The organism is Amycolatopsis roodepoortensis, assembly GCF_014873915.1.
In the GTDB taxonomy this organism is placed as follows: domain Bacteria; phylum Actinomycetota; class Actinomycetes; order Mycobacteriales; family Pseudonocardiaceae; genus Amycolatopsis; species Amycolatopsis roodepoortensis.
In genome coordinates, this window is the sequence record NZ_JADBEJ010000004.1 from 1,055,915 (window position 1) to 1,067,759 (window position 11,845).

At 68.8% G+C, this 11,845-nt stretch carries 9 protein-coding genes; 4 read left to right on the top strand and 5 right to left on the bottom strand.

The window, feature by feature from the left end:
• Window positions 1-16: 16 nt before the first annotated feature.
• The 4 genes from H4W30_RS15660 to H4W30_RS15675 form a co-directional block, all read right to left on the bottom strand.
• Window positions 17-1,549 (bottom strand): DHA2 family efflux MFS transporter permease subunit, encoded by a 1,533-nt coding sequence (locus tag H4W30_RS15660; protein WP_126736413.1) that lies wholly within the window; start codon window positions 1,547-1,549, stop codon window positions 17-19.
• A gap of 216 nt (window positions 1,550-1,765) precedes the next feature.
• A complete protein-coding gene (locus H4W30_RS15665; protein ID WP_126736414.1) occupies window positions 1,766-3,034 on the bottom strand; it encodes a YeeE/YedE family protein in 1,269 nt (422 codons plus the stop codon).
• Window positions 3,035-3,172: 138 nt separating this feature from the next.
• The gene (locus tag H4W30_RS15670) at window positions 3,173-3,706 is read right to left on the bottom strand and encodes an LppU/SCO3897 family protein (RefSeq protein WP_192743476.1); all 534 of its coding nucleotides are present in this window, start codon (window positions 3,704-3,706) and stop codon (window positions 3,173-3,175) included.
• A gap of 72 nt (window positions 3,707-3,778) precedes the next feature.
• Window positions 3,779-4,615 (bottom strand): Bax inhibitor-1/YccA family protein, encoded by an 837-nt coding sequence (locus H4W30_RS15675; RefSeq protein ID WP_063277638.1) that lies wholly within the window; start codon window positions 4,613-4,615, stop codon window positions 3,779-3,781.
• Window positions 4,616-4,929: 314 nt separating this feature from the next.
• Here H4W30_RS15675 and H4W30_RS15680 point away from each other — a divergent pair, with 314 nt between their 5' ends.
• From H4W30_RS15680 to H4W30_RS15695, 4 genes are all read left to right on the top strand, one after another.
• On the top strand, window positions 4,930-6,399 hold the full coding sequence (locus H4W30_RS15680; protein WP_192743477.1) for a SpaA isopeptide-forming pilin-related protein: 1,470 nt from the start codon (window positions 4,930-4,932) through the stop codon (window positions 6,397-6,399).
• A gap of 11 nt (window positions 6,400-6,410) precedes the next feature.
• Window positions 6,411-7,103, top strand: a complete 693-nt coding sequence (locus H4W30_RS15685; RefSeq protein WP_192743478.1) for a class F sortase — start codon at window positions 6,411-6,413, stop codon at window positions 7,101-7,103.
• Window positions 7,104-7,202: 99 nt separating this feature from the next.
• The gene (locus H4W30_RS15690; RefSeq protein WP_192743479.1) at window positions 7,203-9,194 is read left to right on the top strand and encodes an SDR family oxidoreductase; all 1,992 of its coding nucleotides are present in this window, start codon (window positions 7,203-7,205) and stop codon (window positions 9,192-9,194) included.
• A 118-nt stretch (window positions 9,195-9,312) separates the two neighbouring features.
• Window positions 9,313-10,422, top strand: a complete 1,110-nt coding sequence (locus H4W30_RS15695; protein WP_192743480.1) for a coiled-coil domain-containing protein — start codon at window positions 9,313-9,315, stop codon at window positions 10,420-10,422.
• 84 nt (window positions 10,423-10,506) lie between these two features.
• Here H4W30_RS15695 and H4W30_RS15700 read toward each other — a convergent pair whose 3' ends face one another.
• Entirely contained in the window at window positions 10,507-11,832 is a 1,326-nt protein-coding gene (locus H4W30_RS15700) for an amidase (RefSeq protein ID WP_192743481.1), read from the bottom strand.
• Window positions 11,833-11,845 lie beyond the last annotated feature (13 nt).

Below are 11,845 nucleotides of genomic sequence, written 5' to 3' on the forward strand. Positions count from 1 at the left end.
TGCTCTCTTCCGGCGCCTAGTGGGTCATGATCGGCGGGGCCGGGGCGACCTCACCGTCCGCGCCCTCGGGCAGCGCGGGCTTGGTCTTCGGCAGGAACGCCGCCGGGATGAGGCACAGCGCGAGCAGGATCATCGACCACAGGAACGTCGTCGAGAACGCGTCCGCGGTCAGTCCCGAAGCCGCTTCGCGCGTCGCCGGGTTCATCACCGCGGCCGTCGCGGCCAGCTGTCCCTGCGCCGTCGGCACGCCGAACTTCCCGGCGAGCAGCGCCGCCAGGATGATCGACAGCACCGCCGAACCGATCGCCCCGGCGGTCTGCTGCAGGATGTTCGTCGCAGTCGACGCCTTCGCCATGTCCTCCGACTTGAGCGTCTGCAGCGCGGCCGAGGTGATCGGCATCATCGTCGCGCCCATGCCGAGCCCCATCACGAACAGCGCCGAAAGCAGCAGCCAGTACGGCGTCGCCGCGGTGATCTGGGTGAAGGCGATCAGGCCGGCGAGCATCAGCACGAGACCCGGCAGCACGATCTTCCGCGCGCCGATCTTGTCCGCGAAGCGGCCCGCGATCGGCATGGTCAGCATCGCGCCGACACCCTGCGGGGCGAGCAGCAGACCGGCGTTCATCGCCGATTCGCCGCGCGCCAGCACGAAATACGTCGGCAGGAGCAGCATCGCGCCGAAGAACGCGACGCAGAAGAAGGTCATCGTCACCATGGCGACGGAGAACGACCGGTTCTTGAACAGTTTCAGGTCGAGCAGCGGGTTCGTGACCCGGTTCGCCCGGAACACGAACGCCACCAGCAACGCGATCCCGGCCAGCGCGGGCAGCCAGACGTCCACCGCGCCCACACCGCCGGCCGCCGGGATGTTCGAAACGCCGAAGATCAGCGCCGCCAGACCGGGCGAGACCATCAGCATGCCGAGGAAGTCGAACCGCTCGCTGGGCTCCGGCCGGTCCTTCGGCAGCAGGCGCCAGGCCATCGCCATGGTGATCAGGCCGATCGGCACGTTGATGTAGAAGATCCAGCGCCAGCTCACCGCGTCGACCAGCCAGCCGCCGAGGATCGGGCCGCCGATCGGCCCGAGCAGCATCGGCACCCCGAGCACGCCCATCACCCGCCCGATCCGGTGCGGTCCGGCGGCCCTGGTCAGGATCGTCATGCCGGCGGGCATCAGCATGCCGCCGCCGAAGCCCTGCAGGACCCGGAAGACGATCAGCGATTCGACGTCCCAGGCCATACCGGCGAGCATCGACCCGATCAGGAACAGCCCGATCGCGGTCATGTAGAGCCGTTTGGTGCCGAACCGGTCCGAAGCCCAGCCGGTGATCGGGATGACCGTCGCCAAGGCGAGCATGTAACCGGTCGCGATCCACTGGATGGTGTCGAACGAGGTCTGGAACTCGATGGTCAGTTTCTGGAGCGCGACGTTGACGACCGTCGTGTCGAGGATCGCCATGATCGCGCCGAGGATGACGACGCCGGCGATCTTGAGCACGCCCGCGTCGAGTTTGTCGCCGCCCGGTGCGGCCGGGCTTTGCGTTGACATGAAAATCCGTCCCCTGATGTTCGGTGTCCCCCAGGACGCGACAACCCCCGCGGTCGCGACTACGGAATCGACGCCCGGCCTCGCGCCGAGCTCCCCAAGCGAGCTTGTGCATTAATGCGCAAGCTCAGTACGTAGCCGAGGGTAGCCGAACACGGGTTTTACCTGCCAACTTTTTCCCCGTAGACGGACCTAATGGGCAGACCTGTGTACGGAGTGTCAGCAGACGCTGTCCGTCGGCGCCGGGTTGCCGAGCCCGAACAGCGGTCGCAGCTTGAGCCCGATCCAGGTGCCGCCGAGCGCGAACACGCCCCACAGCCAGCCGTGCAGGCTGCCGACCGAGATGCCGCCGAGGTAGGCGCCGATGTTGCAGCCGCCCGCCATCCGCGCGCCGACACCCATCAGGATCCCGCCGAGCACCGCGGCGACGGCGGTCCGCCACGGGATCGAGCTGTGGATCTTCCACGCGCCCGCCGCCGCGGCCGCGACCCCCGCGCCGATCATGATGCCGATGTCGGTGAGGCTGTTCTTGTCCTTCCAGATGGGCCCCGCCAGCGACGCCGCGTTCGCCTTGATCCGCCAGAACTCCCAGGTCTCGGGGTGCAGGCCGAACACCTGCAGGATCTTGGCGCCCCACAGGCTGAACGCGCTCGTCACGCCCCAGATCCCGCCGGAGACCAGGAAGACCGCGCCCGCCAGCACGCCGAGCACGACGGCGCCGACGAGGATCGGCCACGAGCCGCGGTAGATCCGGGCAAAACCGCGCGCGGTCGGCACGACGTCGACCGGCGGCGGGTTGCGGCGCTTCTGCACGAACCGGGTCCCCAGCACGATCGCGGCGAGGACGGCGATGGTGATCGCCCACGAACCGAACCAGCCGACATGGTCGGCGAGCAGGATGCCCTTGAACTCGGGCCAGCCCGACAGCAGCGGATACGCCCACGTGTAGAGGACCGAACCGGTGATGAAACCACCGAGGGTCAGCACGATCGTCGACTGCCCGGAGCCGACCGCGAACAGCGTCCCCGAAGCGCACGCGCCACCCAGCTGCATGCCGATCGCGAAGATCGTCGCGCCGACGAACAGCGCGAGCCCCAGCCCGCCCGCGGTCGGATTCGGCGTGCTGCCGAAGAGCCCGGATCCGGTGCCCACGATCAGCGCGATCAACGTCGCGGCCGTTCCGAGCAGCAGCGTGTGCGCCCGAAGCCCCTGGCCGTTCCCGACCGCGATCAGCTGGCGCCAGGCCGAAGTGAACCCGAAGCGGGAATGGAAGAGCGCGACGCCGAGCAGCAGGCCGAGGATGAGCAGGACACCGAACTTCGCCCCGTGCGCGGCCCAGACGTACCAGGTCAGTCCGACCGCGAGGGCGCCCGCGACCGCCAGCGGCACCACCTTGACCGGCTCTTCCGGTTGCGGGACCGGGGCGGCGCAGGAGGTCGGGAAGTCGAGGAGTTTCTTCTCACCGGCTTGGGTTTCGGTCGTCGCCACCAGGACTCCAGGTCGATCGGCGGGGTGGGGGACGAGCAACGTTAGGACCGGTGACCACCCGGACGCAGCCCGTCCCACACTGTGCGACGAACGGCGGCGCGCGCACGGCCGGATGGCGGCGGTAGCAAAGGTCCCTTGCTACCTGGTGCTCTTCACGCAGACCGTCGACGGCGGTGTCGAGTAGCTCTTGAGATGGGTCGCGTCCGTGTCGTCACAGGTCGCGACGCTGTCGACGACCTTCACGACCTCCGCGTCCCGCGTGGGATCCGAGCAGGACACCTTCTGATAGGCCACGCTGTCGGCCAGGAAGTTCTCGAGACAGTCGCCCTGCTTGGCGTTGATCATCATGCAGAGCTTGTACGAGGCGAAGGTCTTGTCGACGGTGAGCTGGTCGTATTCGCCCGTGGGGCAAGCGCCGCCCGCGTCGGTCTTCGCGCCGGCCTTCGCGTTGGCCTCCGCCGAGCCGCAGTCCGCCTTGACCGGATCGTCGCCGACGTCACCGAAAGTGGTGACCGCGTAGCAGTCCCCCACCCGTACGTCGTCGGTGTTCGAGAGGTAGCCGACGATCCACGACGACGCGCTCAGCACCACGATCGCGACCGGTACCAGGAGTCCGACCCAGAACCACTTGGAACGCTTCGGCCTGGCGGGTTCGCCGCTGTGCTCGGTCATGGGGCCAGGGTATTCGCGGCGACGAAAAAGGGCGCCCCGATCGCTCGGAGCGCCCTTTCGCGAAAGCCCGGGTCAGTCGTTTTGGAAGTACGACAGCAGCCGCAGGATCTCGAGGTACAGCCAGACCAGCGTGGTCATGAGACCGAAGGCGGCGAACCACGCCCACTTCGACGGCATGCCTTCGCGGATCATCCGGTCGGCCTGGTCGAAGTCGAGCAGGAAGCTGAACGCCGCGACACCGATCACCACGAGGCTGAAGATGATCGCGATCGGCCCGCCGTCACGCAGCGGGTTGAAGCCGAAGAAGCTGGTGATGAGGTTGACCAGCATCAGGATCGCGACGCCGACGACGGCGCCGATGATCCACTTGGTCAGCTTCGGCGTGACCTTGACCGCGCCGGTCTTGTAGACGACCAGCATCGCGACGAAGACACCCGCCGTGCCGATGATCGCCTGCAGCGCGATACCGGGGTACAGCGCTTCGAAAAGACCGCTGATCGCACCGAGGAAGACACCCTCGGCGGCCGAGTACGCCAGCGTGAGCGGGCCGCTCGGCTTCTGCTTGAAGATGATCACGAGCGAGATCACGAGGCCGACGATCATGCCGCCGACGAGCGCGCCGATCACGCCGCCGCTGATACCGGTGATCCGGCCCGCGGCGTCCACGGGCAGCTGGCTGATCGCCCAGATCGCGGTGAGCACACCGGTCACCAGCGCGGTGCCGAGGCTCAGCGCCGTCTTGATGACGACGTCGTCGACGGTCATCGGACGGTCGTCGGCGCCGGCGGAGGTCTGCGGGGGGCCGTAGCCGGGCACGCCGCCCTGGGGTTGGTTGAAGCCTACGTTGGGTCCGTACTGCGCCGCGCCACGCGGCAGGTTCCGGAACGCCGGGTTGCTACTGGATCGCACCTGATCCTCCTGGATCTACTGGCACCTGCATCGGGTTCAACGACCGCGTGGGCCGCCCGGTTCCCGTCGAAGTAAAGACGACTTTACTCACAATCGGCGCGACGCCCATCCCCCACACCGTATGCGGCGCAGATCACCGACCGTTCACCGATACCCCACCTGATGCCGTATTGCCAAAACCGCTGATCACCCGCCACTCTCCACGTTGCGTGTTCGGATAATCACCGAAGGCGTGTCGGGGAACCTATCGATCGTGTGACCTGCGTCGACGTAAATGCGCCGGGGCAGAGCACGGCCAAAGGAGTCAACACACCATGGGGTGGACCACACGCCCGAGCGTGCGTTCGCGCGCCTTGACCAGCCTGATCGCGACGTGCCTGCTCGGCGCCTTGTCCGCCACCGTCGCGGTGACACCGGCCTCTGCCGTCGAGAACGAAGGTGTCGGCTACAAGATCACGCCCGGCCAGACGGTCGACAGCGAGCCAAGAGACCGCGACTGGCTCGGTTCCTATGTCGTCAATGGCAAGCACGTGTTCTGTGTCAGCTTCCAACTGAAGGCGCCGGGCTCGGCGGAGGAGTACAAGCCCGGCGACGAACTCCTCGACAAGTGGGGACAGAAGCTGCCGGAGGATGTCGCGGCCAACATCTCCTATCTGCTCCTGCGCTACGGCGGCACGCAGGACAACGCCGAGGCGGCAGCGCTCGCGCACCTGCTGCACTCGTGGACGTCGAAGCCTCGGTCCGACGCCGACCTCAAGCCGGACCTCAAGCCGGAAGAGATCGGCTACGACATCCAGGGCGCCCTCGGCAAGCTGAAGGAGCAGAAGCCCGACGCCGCCGCGGCCGTCGAGAAGCTGACCAAGGACGCCGAAGCCAACCGCGGCCCGTGGACCACCGCGATCACGCCGCCGAAGGAAGACCAGCACATCGGCAGCGCGGGCGAGTGGACGATCAGCGTCAAGAACGCCAAGGGCAAGGGCATCTCGGGCGTTCCCGTGCGGCTCACGCCGTCGAACGCGACCGTCGACGGTGGTGAGAGCACCAAACCCGCGTCGACCTCGAACACCAAGGCCGAGAAGGCCACCACGGTGAAGACCGGCGAGGACGGCACCGTCACGGTCAAGGTGACGCCCACCGGTGACCAGCCGAAGCTGTCCAGCTCGCTGTCGGCCCCGGCGGACCGGCCGTACGTACAGTTCCCCGTCAGGACCGGCGTACAGAAGGTCGTCTCGACCGGCGGCGAGAAGGAACTGAAGGCCCAGGGTGTCGCGGTCGTCGCGAAGCCGGGCAAGGTCCAGGTGACCAAGGTCGACGCGAAGACCGACAAGGGTGTCGCGGGCGCTGTGCTGCGGATCACCGCGAAGGACAAGACGACGGCCGCGGTCGGCCAGGACGGCAAGCCCCTCAACGGCGCCGACGGCAAACCCGCCGTCGTCACCACCGAAGGCGAGAACGGCACCGTCACCGTGGAGAACCTGCGTGCCCCGCAGGAGATCTGCGTGGTCGAGGTCAGCGCGCCGCCGGGCTACACCAACGCGTTCGACCCGAAGAATCCGCCGTCCGCCTGCGGCGAGCTCAAGCCGGGTGAGACGCTGGCGCTCAAGGTCGCCAACACGCCCAACGAGGTACCGCGCACCATCCCCGCCGGCGACCGGCCGGTGGCGATGATGCAGGGCACCGTCGAGAACTCGGCGTCGACCGCCGGCATTCTCGGCGTCGGCGCGCTCGCGCTGCTCGGTTCGCTGATGGTGGGCGTGGCCGCGCGGCGGTCTTCGCGACGCTAAGAGGTTCTGGAATGTCAGTACGACGCGGGTTCGCGCTGGGAGCCGTCACGGTCCTGTGCGCGGACCTCGTCGCGGCCCTGCTCATCTGGCCGCCGACGACAGTGGTGACGGGGACGGCTCAGGCCGTCTCCGTCTCGGTCGCGGGCGGCGCGCCCGCCGCTCCCGCGCAGCAGGAGACCCCGCCTCCGCCGGACATCGTCCCTACGACTCCGACGGCCGCCCCGCCGCCGGCGGCGTCGTCGAAGGCGCCTGACGCACCGAAACCGCAGGGTCCGGGGACGATCAAGCTGCCGGCGGGTGGCGCGGCGAAACTCGTGCGCAAGGAACTCGGGCCGGGCGCGGAACTTCCGGTGCCCGAGAACCTCGGCGAGGTGACCTGGTGGGGCGCCGAGCTGAGCGCGGCCACCGGCGCGAGCGTGTTCGCCGGGCACGTGAACTGGAAGGGCGCGACGGGCCCGTTCGCGGAGCTGTGGACCGAGCGGATCGGCGGCACCGTCACCGTGGTCGACAAGGCCGGGAAGTCCTGGCAGTACAAGGTCTCCCAGCTGATCACGCTGAAGAAGAACGAACTGCCACAGCGCGCGGACGAGTTGTTCGGCCAGTCCGGTCCTCATCGGATAGTCCTCGTCACCTGCGGCGGCCGATGGGTCGGCGGGGAGACCGGATACGCCGAGAACCGGGTCGTCATCGCCGACCCCGCCTAGTTACCCGTGAGTAACTTCACCGGCGCCGTGGTGGTCCTCGCCGTCCTCATGCAGCAGAATGCCGAGGGACGCGGGCGAGCACGGTGAAGGGTGAGGCTGATGGCGACTTTTCTGGTGACCGGGGCGACCGGACTGATCGGGCGCCAGTTCACCCGGCTGCTGCTCACCAGGGACGACGTCGACAAGGTCGCGCTCGTCGTCCGGGCGTCCTCGCGGGACAAACTCGCGAAACTCGTGAACGCCTGGCCGCATCCGGAACGCGTCACCCTCGTCACCGGTGACCTCGGTGAGCCTCTGCTCGGCGTCGCCCAGGAGGACCGGGAGCGGCTTCGCGGCGTCGATCACGTCGTCCACCTCGCCGCCCTGTACGACCTCACCGCCGACGACGAAGCCAGCATCAAGGCCAACGTCGAAGGCACGGCGCAGGTGATCGCGCTCGCCGCCGAGCTGAACGCCGGCTGCCTGCACCACGTGTCCTCGGTCGCCGTCGCCGGTGACCACGAGGGCATGTTCACCGAGGAGATGTTCGACGTCGGCCAGCGGCTCATCACGCCGTACCACCGCACGAAGTTCGAAGCGGAGCGCCTCGTGCGCGAACAGCAGGACGTGCCGTGGCGGGTGTACCGGCCGTCGGTCGTCGTCGGGAACTCCGCGACCGGCGAAATGGACAAGATCGACGGCCCGTACTACCTGTTCCCCGCGATCAGCAGGCTCGCCGGACTGCCCGACGTGCCGATCGTCGGCCCCGACCTCGGCGACACCAACGTCGTCCCGGTCGACTACGTCGCCGAGTCGCTGAACGCCCTGATCACCACGAAGGGGCTCGACGGGCGCGCGTTCCACCTGGTCAACCCCGAACCGCAGCCGGTCGTCTCGGTCTACAACGCCTTCGCGAAGGCGGCGGGCGCGCCGACGATCTCCGTGCAGCTCAACGACCGCTTGTCCAAGGGCATCGTCAACCTGGTGAAACTGAGCGAGCACATCCCCGGCTTCACGATCGCGCGGGACGCCGTGCTGGAGCGGCTCGGGATCCCGCCGGTGCTGCTGGAGACCATGGCGTTCCCGTCGGTGTTCTCGTCGGCGTCGACGCGCAAGGCACTCATCGGTTCGGGTGTCGAGGTGCCCCGGATCGAGGACTACGCGCCCACTCTGTGGCGCTACTGGCGGGAGCACCTGGACCCGTTCCGCGCCCGCAAGCATGGGCCTCGCGGCGAACTGGACGGCCGCCGCGTGATCATCACCGGCGCGTCCTCGGGTATCGGCCGCGCGACCGCGATCAAGGTCGCGGCCGCGGGCGGGGTGCCGCTGCTCGTCGCGCGGCGGCAGCACGAGCTCGAAGAGGTGCGGGACGAGATCATCGCCGCGGGCGGCACGGCGTCGGTGTACCCGGCCGACCTGACCGACGAGGAATCGGTGCACAAGGCCGTCGACGCGATGCTCGCCGAGCACGGCCGGATCGACATGCTCGTGAACAACGCCGGCCGGTCGATCCGGCGGTCGATCAAACTGTCGTACGACCGGTTCCACGACTACGAACGCGCGATGGCGATCAACTACTTCGGCGCGGTGCGGCTGATCCTCGCGGTACTGCCGCATATGTCCGAGCGGAAGTTCGGGCATATCGTCAACGTCTCGTCGATCGGCGTCCAGGGAATCGCGCCGCGCTTTTCGGCGTACGCGGCTTCCAAGGCCGCTTTGGACTATTTCTCCCGGATCGCCGCGACCGAGACCCACGGCGACGGAATCACCTTCACGACCATCCACATGCCACTCGTGCGCACGCCGATGATCCGGCCGACGAAGATCTACGACGCGTTTCCGACCAAATCCCCGGATCAGGCCGCGGACATGGTGATGAAGGCGCTGAGGGAACGCCCGAAGCACATCGGCACGCCCGCCGGGCAGGCGATCGGGCTCGCGTACACGCTCACGCCGGGACTCACGGATGCCGTGGCCTACCAAGGGTTCCGGGTGTTCCCGGATTCCGCGGCGGCGGGCGGCGAAGGCGGGCTCAAGATCGGGAAGGGCGAGCAGCATCTGTCCCGGGCGGCGATGGCGCTCGCCCGGCTCAGCCGCGGCTTCCATTGGTGACACTGCGCACACGGGTGGCGGCCGTTCAGGTGAGGGATCGCAGCTGAGAGCCGACACACGTCGGTGAATCACGAAGCCTGACAACGGCGACACCGGGTACGCAGGTACCGTCGTGGCCATGGTTCCCGAGCGAGACAACGGCCTGTTGCCCCTGCGGCGCGAGTACACCCAGGCCTGGCACGGCTTCGACCGGAACGAAGTGCGCCAGTATCTGGATCATCTCGAAGCCCAGCTTCGTCGCGTGATCACCGACCGCGACGCCGCGATCGCGCAGGCGACGTCGGCCACGCGCGAACTCGAAACCGTCCGCCACGAGGTGGCGAAGCTGAACGCCAGGATCGAGGAGCTGAAGAAACCGCCGGAGCGGCTCGAAGACCTCGACGAGCGGATGCAGCGCACCGTCACGCTCGCGCAGGCGCGTGCGGAAGAGATCACGAAGCGTGCCGAGGTCGCCGCCGAGAAGCACTGGGCGTCGTCGAGCGAGGCCTCGAAGAAGCTCCGCGAGCGCTACACCCGGCTCGTCGCCGAGCTGGACAAGCAGGCGGACGCGCTGCACTCGGAGCACGAGTCCGCGCTCGCCGAGACGCGGGCCGAGGTCCAGCGGCTGACCGTCGAGGCCGCCCAGCGCCGGGAACTGCTGGACAACGAGGCCGAGCGCAAGCGCCGGAAGATCGAACGCGAATTCGATCAGACGATCGCGGCTCAGCGCGCCGCGCACGAGAAGCACATCGCCGACCAGCAGACGGCCAGCAAGAACCAGGCCGAGCGCCGGATCGCCGAGGCCACCGCCGAGGCGAAGCGCCGCATCGACGAGGCGACGGCCGAAGCCAAGCGCCGGCTCGACGAGGCCACGACGACCGCCGCCCAGCGCACGACCGCCGCCCAACGGAAGGTCGAGCGCCTGGCGGAGATCCGCGAGCAGGCCCGCAAGAGCCTCATGCAGGCCGACGAGGTCCTGAAGGGCAGCGAGGCGATGCTCGCGGCGCTGCCCGAGGAGTCGGTGATCCCGCACGCTTCGAAGCTCGTCGGCGGCGACAGCAAGGCCGAGGAGAAGAAGCCCGCAGAGCCGCCCGCCTCGAAGGCCGCCGCTCCGGCCGCCGCCAAACCGTCTCCCGCCAAGCCCGCTTCTCCGGCGCCTGCCGCCGCTGCGCCGAAGAACGGACAGGGCGAGCAGAACGGCCCGAAGGCGAACGGCCAGAAGCCTTCACCGGCAAAAACCGGCTCCTGACCAGCGCGAAGTAGCAAGGGACCTTTGCTATCGCTCTCTTTTGGAGAGTGATAGCAAAGGTCCCTTGCTCTCTTCCGGGAGCTGTCAGGAGGCGGTGGTGCGCGGCCATGGGTTGGCCGCTTCGAGCTGAGCGGCGAGCCCCAGGAGGAGGGCTTCCCCACCGGGCGCGGCGACGAGCTGGACGCAGGCCGGAATGCCCGAAGGATGCACGCCGACCGGCACGGACATCGCCGGATAGCCCGCGAGGTTCCACAGTCCCGCGAAACCCGCCACACGCACGGACGGCAGCACGTTGGCGATCCAACGGCTTTCATGCCAAGTGCGGGCCTTGAGCGGGAGTGTCGCGATCATGGGCGTGACCAGGACATCGTGGTCGGCGAAGAACTCTTCGGCACGCTCCAGCCAGCGCTCCCGGGTGCTCTCCCGGACGCGTTCGGCCATCAGTCGCCCAAGCCGCACGTGGGTACGTGTCCGGGGCTGGAGAGCGGCGAGATCGAACTCGGCCGCCTGTTCGGCCGGGCCCGCGACCCAGCGCGCCAGGAGCCCACCGATCGCTCCGGCGCTGTATCGGGGCGTACCCGGCGCGACGGTGTGCCCAGCCGCGCGGAACAGCTCTCCGGCTCGCGTGACGGCCCGGCTGAACGCGCGCGGCAGCGGTGCCCTCGTCAACGGGACCTGAGTCGACAGGGCGATGCGGGACGGCTTTGGGACGGCGAGATCCGCCAGCCCGGGCTCCTCGGCGAGGACCGACATCAGCACGGCGGCGTCGGCCACGGTGGTCGTCATCGGACCGTGCGTGGACAGGCCGAACCAGCCGTCCTCCCCCGGTACCCGGACCACGCCCTTACCCGGTTTGAGACCGACGATCCCGCACATCGCGGACGGCAGCCGGATCGACCCCAGCCCGTCCGTGCCGTGCGCGATGGGCACCAGCCCGGCCGCGACCGCGGCGGCGCTCCCGCCCGACGAACCGCCGGCGGCATAGGACGGATTTCGCGGGTTGCGCGCTGTCCCGTCCGGATCGTCACTCGACGGCCAGATGCACAACTCCGGCACCCGGGTCAGACCGACGATCACCGCTCCGGCCGCGCGCAACCGCCGGGCTATCTCACCGTCCTCTGTGGACAGAGTCGACGAACCCGCACGCGACCCCCACGAGGCGTACTCACCCTGGACCGTCGCGACGTCCTTGACCGCGACCGGCACCCCGGCCAAGGGCAGGTCCGCCAGATCCGCACGTTCGGCGACAGCGGCCGCCTCGGCGAGCGCCTCCTCGGTCCTCACCCGGCGGAACGCGCCGACCACCCCGTCCGCCGCCGCGATCCGGGCCAGCGCCTCACGCGTCACCTGTACCGGATCGAGTTCCTTGGCACGCACAGCCGCCGCGATTTCCACTGCCGTCTTGACCATCCCAGCACTGTAG